The sequence below is a fragment of the Rhizobacter sp. P2_G4 genome (genome assembly GCF_056403575.1).
The window spans coordinates 89,326-105,140 of record NZ_JBFUFG010000012.1 but is presented as its reverse complement, the minus strand read 5'-3'; the positions used below and the strand labels follow the sequence as shown (position 1 = coordinate 105,140).

Here is a 15,815-nt window from a genome sequence, read left to right as displayed (position 1 = left end):
ACGCTGTCTGCGTAAGCCGTGATGCCGATGAGCGTCCCAATGAAAGACGGAACATCATGAAATGCATTCTCATATCTGCACTTGTTTTCTCACTGGCCGCTTGCGCCTCCGTGTCTAGCGAAAACCCCGCTCAGTCGCGGATTGAAGCCCAGGCCAAAGAGAACGATCGAGTAGCGGACATGTGGCAGAAGGCCGGGAATTCGGAGACGAGCCGTGTCTACCGCAACAAGGCCGACCAAGATCGAGCCGAAAAGGCGCGCACGTCCTATGGCTTCGCTGATGCGCTGGTCGACGCGACCTTCGGTGCACTTGAAAAGGATGCAGGCAAGGTGCCTCGCAAATAGCAGGGTGCTCGTCGAAAGACGGCTCCACACGCACGCGCCGAGCGGCTTCACATCGCCGTCTACTTCTGCGATCCTCACCCGTCACCAGGAACAGGAGTGTTCGCGTGAAGATGATTCTGACCCCAGCTGCCTCGCCCGACGAGTACATCGACTGCCTGGCCGGATGGCAGCGCAGCTACGCAGCGGCTCTTCGATCCACCGTCCTCAAGGCCGCTCCCGAGCTGGAAGAGCGGCTGAAATGGGGCCATCTCGTTTACTTCGCGAATGGCCCCGTGCTCCTCATTCGGGCCGAAGCTCAACGGGTTCTGTTCGGCTTCTGGCGCGGCCAGCGCCTGCGTCACATCGAGCCCCGCTTGAAGGCGGGCGGCAAGTACGAGATGGCGACGCTTGAACTCACACGTGAGACATCGTTGGACCAAGGCACCGTCGTTCTCCTGGCCAGAGAGGCGAGCGCGCTGAACAGGTCCCTCGGCGACCCGACCGCCGTGTCTACGGCGAAAACAAGTCAGGCATCTTGATGGATCACGACACCGAATCGTCGGAACCCGGCTGGTGGCGAATCGGCAAGTACCTTGGCTTCGCTCTGGTGATGGCCACATTCGCATTCGCAGGCGAGCGCGCAGGAGCGCGAGCCGCTGGCGTGCTGGTCATTGCGCAGGCCTACATCCTTCTGTCGGCAAAGCGCCTTCCGTACGGCTGGGAAGGCCGCGAGCCAACCGGCTACATCACCGGGCCACTGATTCAGGTGCTCGCCGTTCTGCTGGGCGGTTTGGGTGCCGCGTTCGTTGCCAAGCCAACGCTGATGCTTGGCCTCTTGGGGTTTGGCGACTAGCGGAGGGCTCGCCTATCGCTCTGTTTCAGTCAGCAAGCACGCCCCGCCCGTAGCGCGCATTGCAGCCGCCATCCAGCGTGCTATCGGTCTGCATCAGCAGGACGCTGTGTCCGTCCACCGAGGGCAGCAGCGGCGTGCTGTAGTTCTGGCACCAGTTCGACGTGCTGGGTGGGCTGGGCAGCGCGATCGGTGCGGAGACCATGCGCCAGGGTCCGCTGCCGTCGGCGGTGGTGTTCACGAACAGCACGCGGCCGTTGTTGGCCGCGTCGACGCCTTGCGCGCCGTTGCCGACGATCTGGCCGATCAGCACCAGGGTGCCGTTCGCTTCGCCCGGCGTGGGCAGCCAGGCCAGCGTCGGCGTGTGGCGAAAGTACTGCCCCGCTGCGGTTTGCGGCCGCGTGCCCAGGGTGCCGAGGGCGCCCCAGTCGAGCCCGTCGTTCGACAGCTTGAGCCGCACCGAGCAATCCAGGTGCGCGACGCTGCAGGTCTCGAAGCTCATGGCGTATCGGCCGTTCGGCAGCCGGCGCACGCCGGCCATGCCGGGGCGGTCGCTGGCCGAGGGGCCGGCGACGATCACCCGCGGTGTGCTCCAGGAGCTGCCGTCGCTGGTGGTCGTGAGCTTGAGCACCTGCGAATGGCCTGGGTCGGTTTCGTCTGAAAAGATGCAGGCGAGCGAACCGTTGGCGGCGATGAAGAACTCCGGTTCCCACACGCCGGAGCCGACTGCACCGGGGATGCGTGCCACCGACGAACGGCCGCAAGCGGCCCCCTCGATGCGGGTGAAAGTGGCACCTGCGTCGTCGCTGCGGTAGATGCGTTGCTCCATCAGGGCACCGACAGCGTCGAGGCCGATGGATGCAGAAAACAGCAGCGTGCCGGCCTGCAGCGTGCCCACGGTTTGCGGCATCTCGAACACGCTGCCGCAGCACAGGCCCTTGGCGAACTCGCTGTCGCGCAGGGTGCCGACGCGGGTGAAGCTCACGCCATCGTCCTGGCTGGCATGAAAGCCGGCCTGCCAGATGCTGCCGGCGTTCTCGGTGAGGCTGGCGACGATGCGGCCGTTGCGCGCAGCGTCGGCCTGATGCGCCAGCCGCACCAGGCGCGGGTAGGCGCTCCAGGTGCTCTGCAGCAAGGTGCCTCTTCCGATCGACGCCTGTTGCTCGAACGGTGTGTCTTGTGACATAGCCGGGTGGTCGCTGCCACCGCCTCCGCAAGCGAACAGCACGCTCGCCGTCAGCCACAGCAGCAGCGCCTTCGCCATGCGGCCCGGGCCACGGGTGAGGGAACGCCAGCTGGCCGCGAGCCGGTGGAAAGTCGCGCCTGCACGCGGCGCTGGCGCATGGAATTTGTTCGTCATCGCGCGGGATGTTCGGCCGTAGCCGGGTACTGCGATGCCGCGATCAAGCGTGGTTTCCGCCGCTTTCTCTCGCTGAAAAATCGAGTCGCATCGGCCCACGGATTGCCCAGTGATCCTGCTGCGAGATGGCATGGGGCCGGCTCGCTCAACCGGATGGAGATTTCACATGGGAATGAAGACCTGGGTCCTGATCCTCATTGCCGCTTATGCGGCGAACCGCTACCTGAGGAAGATGGGGCAGCGCCTTGAAGAAGCCGGTGCCGGTGGCACGCTTTCCGGCAGTTCAACGGGAGGCACCAGCGCGTCGAGCGGACGGCAGATGCTCGACGCGGATCTGCCCCAAGGGGTGGAGCGCCTGCGCCAGACATCACCGGGAAGCGCCTTCGGCGGTGTGGCTTCGTCGCGAGGCGATGGCAATGTGCACGACGACGTGCTGTCGCCTTCGTCTGGAACCACCCTGCCGGGTTGACCGGATTTCGACCGAACTGCCGAAAGTTTTGGCGACTGCCTGACGCCGACGAATCGCCCACCGCTCCGCTTGCTCAGCAGCATCTGCTTGGCTCCCAGAGCGGCCGGTCCGAAGTGACCGTGCCGCTCGCTCTTGTGCACCGACGACGCGAAGCCCGTGAGGGCAAGATCGCGGCGAGTCGGAGATGATCCACTTCGACATCTGTCCAGACCGGCTGCCACGGTAGGCGCCGCTGCAATGCACAAAAGGGAGAGCCATGCCCACAGGACCCGTCGCCGTCGACCCCCAACGTGTTCGCGAATTCGCCGATGAACAAAGCTTCTACGACTGGCTCGCCCAGCACCACGACAAGGAAGACGAGGTCTGGATCAAGATTCACAAGGTGGGTTCAGGGCTCGCCTCGATCACGCCGAAACAAGCCATCGACGTCGTGCTCTGCTGGGGTTGGATCGATGGGCTGCGAAAGGGCCTTGATGAGACGAGCTATCTGCAGCGTTACACCCGGCGTCGCGGCAAGAGCGTGTGGAGCAAGATCAACGTCGCCAACGTGGCCCGGCTGATCGAAGAAGGCCGGATGACCGAACACGGGCTCGAGGAAGTGGAAGCAGCCAAGGCCGACGGCCGCTGGGACCGCGCCTACGGCAGCGGCAAGGAGATGAAGATCCCTGACGACCTGCAGGCCGCCATCGATGCCGAGCCGAAGGCCAGGAAGATGCTGGCCACCCTCACGGCGCAGAACCGCTTCGCGCTTGCCTTCCGCGTCCACAACATGAAGACCGCGGCCGGTCGTCAGAAGAAGATCGAAGCCTTCGTCGACATGCTCAAGCGGGGCGAGACGATCTACCCGCAGAGGAAGAAGTAGCCAGGCCGTCGGGCCTCACAGCGACTTGAGGTACTGCGCCAGATCCGCGATCTCCTGTGACGACAAGCCGAGCCCGCGCTTGGTGTTGTAGGTGGTGACGACGTCTTCCAGCGTGGCCGCCGAGCCATCATGGAAGTAGGGCGCGTGCTGCCACAGGCCCTTGAGCGGCGTGCTGCGATACATCTTCGTGGCGGAGCGCGACGCGTAGCTCGGTGTCTCCGGTTCCACCACTGAATCCGCAGGCGGATGCAGCACGGCGTTGGCGTCGGTGAAGAGCGAGCCGGTGTGGCAGGTGGCGCACTGCCCCTTGCCTTCGAACACCAGCTTGCCACGCGCGGCGGCGCTGGTGTCGAAGCTGCCCGCGGGTGCGGCCGGTGCAGCGAGCGACAGCTGGTAGGCCTGCAGCGCGGGCAGCTTGTCGCTGACCCGATCGACCGCGCCGTTGGTCACGCTCAATGGCAGGCGCGGGTCGGCAAACGTGCCGAGGCCGCCCATCTGCGTCACGGCGACATAACGGTTCCAGTAGGCGATCTCATTGCCGTCGCCGGTGAAGGTGATCTTGCCGATGCCCGCCAGCCCGTACGCCGGCGGGATCACCACCGGCTTGTTCAGGCCGTCGATGTTGTGGCGCGGGTCGTACCTGCCGGGGACCCAGCCGTTGAGCAGCGCCTTCTCGCTGCTGCTCACGGCGGGTGACAGCGCAATGATGGCGCCCACGTTCAGGTCGCGGTTCGGCCAACCGTCCAGGCGCTTGCCGATGCCGGGCGCGAAGGAGTTGTCGACCGTGGAGTGGCACAGCGCGCAGGTGACACCCACCCGCTCCAGCGTGTCGGCACCATTCTGTGTGCTGACCTTGCCCTTGAGCCCGACGACGGCGTCGAGCTTGAGCAAGGCGAGCGTGGTGGCCGGGCTTTTGAGGTCGACCGTGCCGGCGGCAATGCCGTCCTTCACCGATTGCGGCAGCGCGTCGGCATCGACCCTCAGGCCCACCGACAAGGCCGTGGTCGGGTCGACCGCGGCGGCGATGACCTCGTGCATGCGCAAGGTGTCGGTCCACTTCGCTTCGTCGCCGAAGGTGTCGTAGCGAAAGACCTGCTTGCCTTCGGCGATCAGGTCCCGGTGGTCGTCATCGTCGTTGCCGCCGCACCCGCTCGCCAATGCGGCAAGCACGCCCACCATGGCGTGCCCAATTCCAATTCCCAGCTTGATCGTGTTCATCGCCCGTCTCCTGCTGTGCCGTGATGCCGACACAGATGACACGGGGCGCCCCGGCGTTCCCGCCTACGCTCGGAGCCGGGCGTTCACGGCCGCGACGGTGCGATCGCAGCGTGCACCGCCGAAATCGAACAGGTCGCGCTCGGCGACGTCGATCTCGCGCGCCAGCGATTCGCGCAGCAGGCTGCGCGCCCGGAAATGGCGGCTGCGCACCGTGGCCGGCTCGATGCCCAGGCTGTCGGCGGTTTCTTCCACGCTCAGCTCTTCCACCGAGCGCAGCACGAAGACGAGGCGAAAGTCTTCCGGCAGTTCGCCGAGCTTGCGTTCGATCAGCGCGCGCATCTCGCTGCGCACCAGCACCTTGTCGGGCACCTCTTCTTCGTTGGCGTGGATGCCGTCCATCTCGTCGCTCGTCACCATCGGGATCACGTTCTGCCGTCGCGCGCCCTTGCGCAGTCGCCCCAGGCACTCGTTGAGCACCATGCGCGAGAGCCAGGTGGCAAGCGTCGATTCACCCCGAAAGCCGGCCATGCCGCGGTAGGCCGCGATGTAAGCCTCTTGCAGCGCCTCTTCGGCCTCGGCGTCATTGCGCATGGTGGCGCGTGCGAGGCGGTAGAGCCGCCGGTTGTTGATGCGCATCAAGGCATCGAAGGCGCTGCGGTCGCCGGCTGCGACACGGCGGGCGAGGGCCATGTCGTCGAGCGGCACCGCGGGCGTGTCGGCGGTGCGGGGGGTGGGTTCCATGGCCTGCCTCGGCAGAGTTGAGGTGAATAGAGCTTGGATGTCACGTGTCGGCCAGGCGTTCCCGGCTTCGCTCAACCAGGAGCCCCGAAGGTTCACATCCGTTCTAGGCATGGCGCCTCGTGCTCCGCATCATGGACGGCATGAACTCCATTGCCTCTCCTGTCTGGCCTCATCAAAGCTTCACCGCGCCGTTCACCATCACTGGGCGCTCCGCGCTGGTTCGTCCACCGCCCTGGCACTACGCGGGCTGGTTGCTGAACATCGCGTTTCGATTCGACGCTGCCGCTGCAGTGCCCCTGGTGCCGCCGGAGGCTGGCAAGCCTGTCGGCACGGGCTGTGTCCACTTCGCCGACTGGCAGGCCTGCACCGACGGCCACGAGCTGCTGGACCCGGTGCTGGCCCAGTACCGCGAGACCATCGTGGTGCTCGAGATCGAACGCCCGGACGGCAGCCGCTGCATGTACTGCCCCGCCATCTGGGTCGACCAGGACACCTCTCTGCTGCGCGGGCTGCTTCAGGGCTGGCCCAAGAAGATGGGCAGCACATGGCTCACCCGCAGCCTGCCCCTTGAACACCCGGCCGCAGCGCCATTGCGTGCGGGCAGCCGGCTGGGTGCCAGCCTGGCTGTGAAAGACCGGCGTGTGTTTGAGGTCGAGGCCCGTCTCACGGGTCGCCCAGGCCGGCCCCTCGGCTTCCTGGCCCACCCGACGATCGGTGCGGTCGGTTGGCCTGACCTGCGGCAGCCGCAGCAGTTACCGAACCCGGTGCTGGTGAAGCCCGACATCGGCCAGCGCGTGGGTGGCGATTGGCACGAGGCCTCGGCGTCTGTGCGCCTGACCGCGCACCCCGAGGAAGACATCGGCGTGCTGGGCGATGTGGTCGCAGAAGATGCCAGTGCGGGCTGGCTGGGCATCACCGTCACCGGAGTGCGCGATGCCTGAGCCTCAACCCCTCTCGGTGCCGGACAAGGTCGCGATCGTGTTGGCTGCGGGACTGGCGCCAGGCGCTGCGGCCAACATCACTGCGTGCATTGCCGCCGGGCTCGCGGGTTCGCGCCCCAGCTGGGCCGGGCGTCCGCTGGTCGATGCTGCGGGCTTGAAGACGGCTGCGTCGTCCCATTTGCCGATCGCCGTCTTGCGTGCCGAGCCCGCCACAATCAGCGCCCTGGTGCAACAACTCGCCGATGGGCCCCCTGTGGAAGACAGCAGCGTGTCGCTCTTTCCCGCCTACGCACAGGCGATGCACGAATGCGGTGACTACTGGCATCGCCACGGCCTGTCGGTGCACGTCACCGAGGACATGCTGGGCATCGGTTTCAGCGGACCCAAGCGGTGGGTCAATCGCCTGACAGGAAGCCTGCCGCTGTGGCGCTGAACCGATCCGAAGTGCGGCGCCTGCGCCTGTTCGACCTTGAGCAGGTGCGACACCAGCAGCATGGGCAGGAGTGGGCTCCGCACTGGCACGAGGAATGGTCTTTCGGCGCCATCGTGCAGGGCGAGTGCCGCTGCAGCGTGGCGGGCCGCCCGTTCCATGCTCGAAGCGGAGACCTCATCGCCATCGCGCCCGGCGTCGTCCACACCGGCGCGTTGACCGCTACGGCCCACAGCGGCGCGGTGCTCGTGACGATGCTCTACGTTCCGACTGCTTGGTTGGAACAGGTGGGCCTCACCCTGCCTGCGCGCAGCGGTTGGGTGCCGGCGCCCGTGCTGGCCAACCAGTCGCGCGACCTGAACTCGCCGGACGATGTGCAGGCCTGGTTGCTGCGGGCCATACCGTCGCTGGCCACGGCGTTGCAACCCGGTGCCGATGTCGGCAGCGATCCCCTTCCGAGCGATGCCGTGCGTGCGCTGCTCGGGCGCGTGCAGTCTGCCGTGCTGGCCGGCGAGCCGACCGTGTCAGGCCTCGCGCGCCGCTGCGCCATCAGCCGTGAACGACTTCACCGCGTGCTGACGCAATGGCTCGGCATGGCGCCAGCAGACTACCTGCGCGCCGTGCGCCTGCATCGAGCAAAGCACATGGTGATCAGCGGCGAACCCGTTGCTGCCGTGGCGGCCGAGTGTGGCTTCTCCGACCAGGCGCATTTCACCCGCTGGTTCCGGCGGACCTTCGGCTACACGCCGGGCGATCTGGCGCAGGCGGTGTCGGAGCAGGCAGGCGTTGACCGCTTCGGCCTGTAAGCCAGCCTCCCGCAGGGCCTCAGAACGGATAGTGCCGCGGCGTCGTCTGCACCGTGATCCAGCGCAGCTCGGTGAACTCGGCAATGCCCGCCTTGCCGCCGAAGCGGCCGATGCCGCTGCCCTTCACGCCGCCGAAAGGCATTTGCGCTTCGTCATGCACGGTGGGTCCGTTGACGTGGCAGATGCCGCTCTCGATGCGGCGCGCCACGTTCATCGCGCGGGCGATGTCGCGGCCGAAGACAGCCGATGAGAGGCCGTACTCGTTGTCGTTGGCGCAGTCGACTGCAGCATCGACACCGTCCACACGCACGATGCATTTCACCGGGCCGAAGGTTTCTTCGCGGTAGATGCGCATGGCCGGTGTGACGTGGTCGAGCAGCGTGGCCGGCATCAGCGTGTTCTCAGCCTTGCCGCCGCACACCAGCTTCGCGCCCTGGGCCAGCGCGTCGTCGATCAGCGCGTTGCAATGCTCCACCGTGCCCATGCTGATCACCGAGCCCAGCACCACGGGCTCGGGCTTGCGCGGGTCGCCGAGCGGCAGGCTCTTGGCCTTCTTGGCGAAGCGGGCCACGAAGTCGTCGGCGATCTTCTTGTCGACGATGATGCGTTCGGTCGACATGCAGATCTGCCCCGAGTTGGCAAAGGCGCCGAAGGCTGCGGCGTTCACCGCGTCGTCGAGATCCGCGTCGTCCAGCACCACCAGCGGCGCCTTGCCGCCGAGCTCGAGCACCACCGGCTTCAGGTACTTGGCGCAGGTCATCGCGATGAGTTTGCCCACGCGGGTGGAGCCGGTGAAGTTGACGCGCCGCACGGCAGGGTGCGCCACCATGGCTTCGACCACGCGGCCTGCATCGGCCGGTGCGTTGGTGATGTAGTTCAGCACGCCCCGCGGAAAGCCGGCTTCGTGGAAGGCCTCGGCGATGAGCTGGTGCGTGCGCGGGCAGTTCTCGCTGCCCTTCAGCACCACGGTGTTGCCGCAGGCCAGCGGCACGGCGATGGCCCGTGTGGCGAGAATCACCGGCGCATTCCACGGCGCGATGCCCACCACCACCCCGGCCGGCTGCCGGATGCCCATGGCCAGCGAGCCGGGCACGTCGGAGGGAATCACTTCGCCGCTGATCTGCGTGGTGAGCGATGCGGCCTCGCGGATCATGCCGGCGGCCAGGTGCACGTTGAAGCCGGCCCACATGCCGGTGGCACCTGTCTCGGCTGCCACGGCCTCGATGAACTGCGGCGTCTTGGCCTCCAGCACATCAGCAGCCTTCAGCAGCAGCATCCGGCGCTCGGTGGGGCCTGTCTGGCTCCAGGTCTTGAACGCCGCCGCGGCGGATTCGACGGCGGCCACCGCATCGGTCTCACTGGCAGCGGGTGCACGCGTGGCGACGCTGCCGTCGAGCGGGTTGCGGCGCTCGAAGGTGGCGCCCTCGCGGGCCGTGGCGGCAAGGCCGTTGATGAGCATGGACAGATCGGACATGGCGTTCTCCTTCACTTCAGACATCACACCCCACGGTAGACCGCGCCGGGCGCCGCTGCTTTGCCGGCCATGCAGAAGCGCTTGCCGATCCGTGCACGGCGGCTCGGGAAATACCCTCGCGCGGGGCCTGCCATCACCACACGGCGTTGAGGGAGGGCGCTACAGCCGCTACGCTTGGCAGTTCTGTCCCCCCGTCCAACCGACACAACCCCATGGGCATGCCAGCCAGCGTGATGAGCACCGACGAGGTGTCGGCATCGGACCGCCCGGGCTTCTGGTCGGACTGGATCAACCGCCTTTTCTGCGGGCTGAGTTCCGACCTCTACGGCGACACCGAATTCGGCGGGCGCATGGCCACCCTGCATGCCGGCGACGTGGTGCTGACGCGGCTCGAGGCCAACCGCCACCGCGTGCTGCGCTCGCCGTCGCTGGCGCGTGCCTCCGAGGCCAGCTACCTGAAGATCGTGGCGCCGTGGTCGGGCTGCGCGAGCGTGCAGCAAAAGGGCCGCGCGGCCTGGGTCATGCCAGAGCAGTGGAGCATCTACGACACGACCGACAGCTACGCCGTGGCCAACCCGGTGCAGGTGGATCACCTGATCGTGATGCTGCCCAAGGAGCGGCTTGTCGAGCGCGGCCTGCAGATCGGCCCGCTGATGGCGCGGCGCCTGGGCGCCAGCGGCGGCGTGGCGCGCGTCGCGCTCGAGACCATGCGCTCGGCCTACCGCGAGTTGCCGGGCATGTCGGACGAAGCCGCACACGGCGTGGGCGATGCGATCACGCAGTTCGTGCACCTCTCGCTGCTTGACCTGGCCGGCACCGGCACCGCGGTGACGCAGCGCGAGGCGCTGCGCGAGCGCATCAAGCAGCACGTGGGCGAGCACATCGGCGATGCGGCCCTCTCGGTCGACGGCATTGCGCAGGCGCTCAACTGCAGCCGGCGCCACCTCTACAACGCCTTCGCCGACGAGCCCGACGGCGTGGCCGGCTACATCCTGCGTCGGCGGCTGGAGGCCTGCCGCCGCAGCTTCGACGACCGCCGCAACGACCACCGCTCCATCACCGAGATTGCGCTCGGCTTCGGTTTTTCGAACATGGCGCATTTCAGCCGCGTGTTCCGCGCGCACCTCGGCGTGCCGCCCAGCGATTACCGACGGGCCGCACACCACTGAGCGCGCCGGAACGCATGAAACAAGGTGCTTGCGGCTTGAAGCACGAACGAAACGCGCGAACCGCACACTGCCTGGAGGGGCCAACAGCCCGTTCCGGAGCCCGTGTGGTGATCATCAAGAAACTCTTCAACAAGCTCGTCGAACCGGCGAGCTTCAGCGGCGACTGGGTCGACCAGCGCCAAGTCTATTTCTGGCACGACGGCCACCCCATCGCGGTGAAATCCGTCGTCGAGAAGATCACCGCGACGCTGTTGCAGCGCGACCAGAGCGACGCACGGCAACTCAGCTACTGCGGCTGCTCCGATGGCAGCGGCACACCGCGCGAGGTGTGCCTGCGCTTCGAGGCCGTGATCGATTCGCGCAAGCTGTACTCGCTGCAGGTGAAGCGCAGCACGCCCAAGAAATGGGCCAGCGAAGCAGAGCACCTGAGGGCGGCCGAGCGGACCATGGCCTTCTGGAGTGCGAAGCTGTTCATTGCCTCGCCGGACGTTGCCTGGTCGCGTGCGTCATCCGCGCTCTACGACCAATGCCGCCGTGAAAGCCTGGCGCTCGAGGAAGTGATGGCGAACGCGGTCGAAGACCCGGCCCCGATCGCCGCGCTGCAGAAAGAAGTGCTCGATGCCTTGCGCGCCGGCATGGGCTTCTTCACCGCCAACAAGGAAGGCGGCACGCACCTCTTCTTCAACGGGCGCGTGTTCGTGCGCTCCGACTACGGCGACGAACCCAACGTCAACGAGACCTATGCAGCCGACGCCGCGATGGTCGCCTGCCTGCGCCGGTTCTTCGACTGGGAGTCGCGCCGCGACTGGTACCCGCACCGCCCGCCCGAGCTCGATGTGTGGAAGTACATCAAGGGCCGGCTGGTGCAGCGGCACGCATAGCGAGCCTGCCTACACAGGCGACACAGGTGCCTGCCCGGCGAAGTGCCGCGTCGCGTTCTCGATGAAGCGATCAACCGAGGCCGCAATGGCTTCGGGCGAGCTGCCGGCCACGTGCGGCGTGAGCACCACGTTGGGCAGATCGAACAGCACGCTCGGCGGCTCGGGCTCGCTCTCGTAGACGTCGAGGCCCGCACCGCCCACGCGGCCCTCGCGCAGCGCGTCGGCGAGGGCCAGCGTGTCGACCACGCTGCCGCGCGCGATGTTCACCAGCACGCCCCGCGGCCCCAGGGCTTGCAGCACGCGCGCGTCGACCAGGTAGCGCGTGGCCGCGCCGCCGGGCGTGGCGACCACGAGGTAGTCGGCCCATTCGGCGAGCGCCACCGGCGAGTCGAAGTAGGCGTGAGCCACGTCGGCCTTCGGCTTGCGGTTGTGATAACCGATGGCCAGGTCGAAGCCCTGGCCGCGCTGCGCGAGCTTGGCGCCGATGGTGCCCAGGCCGAGGATGCCCAGCCGCTTGTGCGAGAAGTTGGGGCGCAAGGGCAGGCGGTCGCGCCACACGCCCTGGCGGCACGCCGCGTCGGCCGTCGGGATGCCGCGCACCACGGCGAGCAGCAGCGCGAAGGCATGGTCGGCCACGCAGTCGTCGTTCGTGCCGGCGCCATTCGCGACGACGATGCCGCGCGTGCGCGCATGGGCCACATCGATGTTCTCGTAGCCGGCGCCCAGCGCGCAGACGATCGTCAGCTCGGGCAGCGCATCCATGTCGGCCGCGCTGAAGCCGATTGGGCCGATGGTGAGCACGCCGCGGATCTGTGCGCCATGCGACTGGATGAACTCGGCCTTCAGCGGCGGCTTGGGCGCGTACAGCACCTCGAAGGCCTCGCGGATGCGCGCGAGGCTGGTCTCGGACAAGAGAGTGGTGATCAGCAGCAGGGGTTTCATCGTGGGAAGCGTTCGGTGGTCGAGACCGGGTTGTACCCGGTCCCCCGATCATCCGTTGCCGCGGGGGTGTTTCGCCGCGCGTCTGACGCCCTGCGTGGCCCTCAGTAGGTCTTGTACGGCAGGAACTTGCCCGACATCGTGATGCTGACCCGATCCCCCTTCGGGTCGGGCTCGCGCTGCAGGTCCATCTTGAAATCGATCGCGCTCATGATGCCGTCGCCGAACTCCTCGTGGATCAGCGCCTTGAAGGTGCTGCCGTACACGCTCACGAGCTCGTAGAAGCGGTAGATCAGCGGGTCGGTCGGCACGCTGGTGGGCAGCGAGCCTTTGTAGGGCACCACCTGCAGCCACTTCTCAGCCTCTGCCGGCAGGCCGAAGGTCTCGGCGATCACCTGCGCCTGCTGGGCGTCGAAGGTCATCTGCCCGAGGCAACCGGCCGTGACCCATTCCTTGCTGAGCCCGACCTGCTTGGCCACGTCATCCCACTTGATGCCTTTGCTGACCTTGGCCTCGATGATCATTTCGGTCACGTCGTTGCGGTTCATGGGTGTTCCTTTCGATGAACAGTGGGGTGATGGTCGCTTGGGGACAAAAGCGGTGCGTGGGTGAACGGCACGCGTGCAGGCGTGCAAACGCCATGCCACTGTTCTCGATTCAAGGGGGCTCGACCTGCGGCGCCGTCATCCGCGAATGCGGAGTTGCTGCCGGGGAGCGAGGTGCAAGGACCTCTGGGGTGGCGAAGGCTTCGGGCCTTCGCAAAGCACGGCCCCGATCGGGACCGTGTCTCCTGTCCGCTACGGCTTCTCGAGCGGGCTCGAGATCACCGCAGGGAGGGGCTCAATGTTGAACGCGGTAGATCGTGCGGCCGTTGAGTGGCTGCGTCTCGCGCGAATTGCCTTCTTCGAAGAGGCTCCTGAAGGTCTTGATCTGCGCCTTGGACATTTCGATCTTCTTCGTCAGGACCACCCATTGCACGTTCTCCGGGAAGATGTCGGCGCTGAGCTGGTCGTCGATGGACCCGCCTTGCGCGGTGCAGTTGGTGAACGTCGATGGAGCGGTCAGCGAGCCGGCGTAGCGGTAGGAGTCATCCAGCTTCGGCAGGACCTTGTTGAGGTCGAAGTTGGTGATGGTCACCGCAGGCTGGGTGGAGTCTTGCGGCAGGTTCTGGGCGTTGAAGATCTTGCTCAGCTCTTTGTGCGTCACGGAGTCCTGCTGGATCATCGCGCCGATGACCAGAAGGGCGTCCGGGTCGCAGGGCAGGGCGCCGGTCTTCAGATGCACGAAGTGGACTTCCATCGGCGCACTTTTGCCGTTGACCTTGTGCTCCGATGGCGTGTGGAAGTGGAACTGCAGCAGGTCGTATTGCTGGTTCCCGACCATCACGTACGAAGAGCCCGCGGGGGTAGCCCTGAGCGTGGACCACTCCTTCTCGACCAAGGGCGTGCGGTTCGGGTTGAAGGTGTTCACCACGGTCAAGGTGGCGTTGGACAGATACGTCGCGGTGATCTTCGGGCCATGATGTGCCTCGACGACATCTCGCTTGTTGATGTTGATCGGGCTTTGACGGGTGCCCTCCGCGAATGCGCCGGCAGCCAGTGCCATCGCGATGACGAGGATTGCGCCCGAGCGGCGGCCGCGACCCGTCTTGATAGTTCCGAAGTTCATGTGTTCCAAGCTGAAGTTGTGCAATGCACAGGGATTACAGCAATGGGCTCCAAACCGAGTCATGACCAAACAATGACGTCTTTCGGACGAGGCGGCCGGCGTTGCCGCGCTCTTCGCTTGCGCGTGCATTGATGCGCATGTGGCGGGCTGAGTCGATGGCGTAGCCGACGCGCGTGAGCCGCTGCCGTCAGCGGCCCAAGCGCCGAGCGCGCAAGCTCAACCCCCTGACTTCTCGGCTGCCGCGCTGCTGCTCGTTCGCTCCTCCGACCACCCCCCGCCGAGCACCTTGTACAGAGTGACAAGGTTCGATACGCGCGACAGCCGCGTGCCGATCAGGTTCTGCTGCGCGCTGTAGAGCGAGCGCTGCGAATCCAGCACCGTGAGGTAGCTGTCGACGCCGCGTGAGAACCTCGCGCGCGACAGCCGATCGCTCTCGGCCGTCGCGTTGACTAGCGACTGCTGTGCTTCGAGCTGGTCGCCGACCGTGTTGCGCTGGGCCAACGCGTCGGACACCTCTCTGAATGCAGTCTGAATGGACTTCTCGTATTGGGCCACGTTGATGTCGCGATTGATCTTCGCGACGTCGAGATTGGCGCGGTTTGCACCGCCATCGAAGATCGGCAACGAGACCTGCGGCAAGAAGCTCCAGGTGCCCGAGCCGCCCTGGAACAGACCCGACAAATCGGTGCTCGACGAGCCGGCCGAGGCAGTCAGGCTGATGCGTGGGTAGAAGGCCGCGCGTGCCGCGCCGATGTTGGCGTTGGCCGCCTTCAGCAGGTGCTCGGCCTCGAGGATGTCGGGCCGGCGTTGCAGCAGCGACGAGGGCAGACCGCTCGGCAGGTCGGGCAGCGCGTTCAGCGAGTCGGCCAGGTTGGTGGGCAGCAGCTCGGCCGGCACGGTCGAGCCGACGAGCAGCACCAGCGCATTGCGGTCTTGCGCCGCCTGGGCGGTGTAGCGCGCCACGTCCACGCGCGCCGTGTCGACGCTCGTCTGCGCCTGCCGCAAGGCCAGCGCCGTCGTGACGCCGACCTCGAAGCTGCGCTGGCTGAGCCGGTACGACTCGCTCTGGCTCGTCAGCGTGTCGCGCGCGAGGGCCAGCCGCTCCTCATCCGCTCCCAATGTCAGGTAGGCGTTCGCCACCTCGGCCACCAGGCTGATGTGCGTGCTGCGCCGCGCCTGCTCGGTCGACAGGAACTGCTCGAGCGATTGCGCGCTCAGGCTGCGCACGCGGCCGAAGAGGTCGACCTCGTAGGCGCTGATGCCCACGCCCGCGCTGTACTGGCGGCTGATCTCGGGGCTGCCCGGCGTGCGCAGGTTGTCGGCGGTGCGGGTGGCGCTCTGGCTGCCGGTGGCGCTGACGGTGGGATAGAAGCCAGCGTCTTGCACGCGGTACTGCGCTCGCGCCTTCTCGATGTTGAGTGCTGCCACGCGCAGGTCGCGGTTGTTGGCCAGTGCGAGCGCCATGACCTGGCGCAGCCGGTCGTCGGCGAAGAACTCACGCCAGCCGATGTCGGCCGCTTCGATGGTGCCGACGGTGGCTTCTGCAGCGGATGCCGGCGCAGGCGCGGGGTAGGCGGTGGGTACCGGCAACGCAGGCCGCTCATAAGTCGGCATCAGGCTGCAGCCGCCGAGTGCGGCGCAGGCGGCCACGCTGGCCAGGGTGATGCGGGTGAAGCGGTTCATC

The 15,815-nt window shown here is 66.8% G+C and carries 18 protein-coding genes; 10 read left to right on the top strand and 8 right to left on the bottom strand.

Translation table 11 applies throughout. The features are described 5' to 3' along the window. Nucleotides 1-56 precede the first annotated feature (56 nt). The 3 genes from AC1DYS_RS28070 to AC1DYS_RS28060 all read left to right on the top strand — a co-directional run bounded on the left by AC1DYS_RS28070 (nt 57) and on the right by AC1DYS_RS28060 (nt 1,176). Entirely contained in the window at nt 57-344 is a 288-nt protein-coding gene (locus AC1DYS_RS28070; RefSeq protein WP_477904831.1) for a hypothetical protein, read from the top strand. Between the two features lie 110 nt (nt 345-454). Then, nucleotides 455-862, top strand: a complete 408-nt coding sequence (locus AC1DYS_RS28065) for a DUF1801 domain-containing protein (protein ID WP_477904898.1) — start codon at nt 455-457, stop codon at nt 860-862. Further along, complete coding sequence (locus tag AC1DYS_RS28060; protein WP_477904830.1) at nt 862-1,176, top strand: hypothetical protein; 315 nt, start codon at nt 862-864, stop codon at nt 1,174-1,176. Before AC1DYS_RS28065 ends, AC1DYS_RS28060 begins: the two co-directional genes overlap by 1 nt. A gap of 25 nt (nt 1,177-1,201) precedes the next feature. Here the strand turns inward: AC1DYS_RS28060 and AC1DYS_RS28055 are convergent, their stop codons facing one another. Continuing rightward, nucleotides 1,202-2,533, bottom strand: a complete 1,332-nt coding sequence (locus AC1DYS_RS28055; protein WP_477904829.1) for a hypothetical protein — start codon at nt 2,531-2,533, stop codon at nt 1,202-1,204. Nucleotides 2,534-2,699: 166 nt separating this feature from the next. Between AC1DYS_RS28055 and AC1DYS_RS28050 the strand changes: the two genes are divergently transcribed. Beyond that, on the top strand, nt 2,700-3,002 hold the full coding sequence (locus AC1DYS_RS28050; protein WP_477904828.1) for a hypothetical protein: 303 nt from the start codon (nt 2,700-2,702) through the stop codon (nt 3,000-3,002). Between the two features lie 256 nt (nt 3,003-3,258). Next, nucleotides 3,259-3,864 (top strand): YdeI/OmpD-associated family protein, encoded by a 606-nt coding sequence (locus AC1DYS_RS28045; protein WP_477904827.1) that lies wholly within the window; start codon nt 3,259-3,261, stop codon nt 3,862-3,864. A 15-nt stretch (nt 3,865-3,879) separates the two neighbouring features. Here AC1DYS_RS28045 and AC1DYS_RS28040 read toward each other — a convergent pair whose 3' ends face one another. Both AC1DYS_RS28040 and AC1DYS_RS28035 read right to left on the bottom strand, forming a co-directional pair. Beyond that, nucleotides 3,880-5,082, bottom strand: a complete 1,203-nt coding sequence (locus AC1DYS_RS28040; protein WP_477904826.1) for a c-type cytochrome — start codon at nt 5,080-5,082, stop codon at nt 3,880-3,882. A gap of 63 nt (nt 5,083-5,145) precedes the next feature. Then, complete coding sequence (locus tag AC1DYS_RS28035; protein WP_477904825.1) at nt 5,146-5,823, bottom strand: RNA polymerase sigma factor; 678 nt, start codon at nt 5,821-5,823, stop codon at nt 5,146-5,148. 140 nt (nt 5,824-5,963) lie between these two features. Between AC1DYS_RS28035 and AC1DYS_RS28030 the strand changes: the two genes are divergently transcribed. Genes AC1DYS_RS28030 through AC1DYS_RS28020 form a run of 3 tightly spaced genes read left to right on the top strand, consistent with a single transcriptional unit; the run spans nt 5,964 to nt 8,000 of the window. Further along, complete coding sequence (locus AC1DYS_RS28030; protein ID WP_477904824.1) at nt 5,964-6,764, top strand: acetoacetate decarboxylase family protein; 801 nt, start codon at nt 5,964-5,966, stop codon at nt 6,762-6,764. Next, nucleotides 6,757-7,197, top strand: a complete 441-nt coding sequence (locus tag AC1DYS_RS28025) for a DUF2000 domain-containing protein (protein ID WP_477904823.1) — start codon at nt 6,757-6,759, stop codon at nt 7,195-7,197. Before AC1DYS_RS28030 ends, AC1DYS_RS28025 begins: the two co-directional genes overlap by 8 nt. After that, the gene (locus AC1DYS_RS28020) at nt 7,188-8,000 is read left to right on the top strand and encodes a helix-turn-helix transcriptional regulator (RefSeq protein WP_477904822.1); all 813 of its coding nucleotides are present in this window, start codon (nt 7,188-7,190) and stop codon (nt 7,998-8,000) included. Before AC1DYS_RS28025 ends, AC1DYS_RS28020 begins: the two co-directional genes overlap by 10 nt. A 19-nt stretch (nt 8,001-8,019) precedes the next feature. Here the strand turns inward: AC1DYS_RS28020 and AC1DYS_RS28015 are convergent, their stop codons facing one another. Further along, nucleotides 8,020-9,474, bottom strand: coding sequence for an aldehyde dehydrogenase (locus AC1DYS_RS28015; RefSeq protein ID WP_477904821.1), 1,455 nt, complete (start codon nt 9,472-9,474; stop codon nt 8,020-8,022). A gap of 212 nt (nt 9,475-9,686) precedes the next feature. Between AC1DYS_RS28015 and AC1DYS_RS28010 the strand changes: the two genes are divergently transcribed. Together AC1DYS_RS28010 and AC1DYS_RS28005 are read left to right on the top strand one after the other, a co-directional pair. Continuing rightward, nucleotides 9,687-10,643 (top strand): AraC-like ligand-binding domain-containing protein, encoded by a 957-nt coding sequence (locus tag AC1DYS_RS28010; RefSeq protein ID WP_477904820.1) that lies wholly within the window; start codon nt 9,687-9,689, stop codon nt 10,641-10,643. Nucleotides 10,644-10,750: 107 nt separating this feature from the next. Next, nucleotides 10,751-11,524, top strand: a complete 774-nt coding sequence (locus AC1DYS_RS28005) for a hypothetical protein (protein WP_477904819.1) — start codon at nt 10,751-10,753, stop codon at nt 11,522-11,524. Between the two features lie 9 nt (nt 11,525-11,533). Here the strand turns inward: AC1DYS_RS28005 and AC1DYS_RS28000 are convergent, their stop codons facing one another. The 4 genes from AC1DYS_RS28000 to adeC form a co-directional block, all read right to left on the bottom strand. Beyond that, nucleotides 11,534-12,466 (bottom strand): 2-hydroxyacid dehydrogenase, encoded by a 933-nt coding sequence (locus AC1DYS_RS28000; RefSeq protein WP_477904818.1) that lies wholly within the window; start codon nt 12,464-12,466, stop codon nt 11,534-11,536. A 101-nt stretch (nt 12,467-12,567) separates the two neighbouring features. Next, on the bottom strand, nt 12,568-13,011 hold the full coding sequence (gene cynS / locus AC1DYS_RS27995) for a cyanase (RefSeq protein ID WP_477904817.1): 444 nt from the start codon (nt 13,009-13,011) through the stop codon (nt 12,568-12,570). Between the two features lie 292 nt (nt 13,012-13,303). Next, complete coding sequence (locus AC1DYS_RS27990) at nt 13,304-14,131, bottom strand: carbonic anhydrase family protein (protein ID WP_477904816.1); 828 nt, start codon at nt 14,129-14,131, stop codon at nt 13,304-13,306. A gap of 216 nt (nt 14,132-14,347) precedes the next feature. Beyond that, nucleotides 14,348-15,814 carry an AdeC/AdeK/OprM family multidrug efflux complex outer membrane factor gene (gene adeC / locus AC1DYS_RS27985; RefSeq protein ID WP_477904815.1) on the bottom strand — a complete coding sequence of 489 codons (1,467 nt, stop codon included), beginning with the start codon at nt 15,812-15,814 and terminating at the stop codon, nt 14,348-14,350. Nucleotide 15,815: the final 1 nt, after the last annotated feature.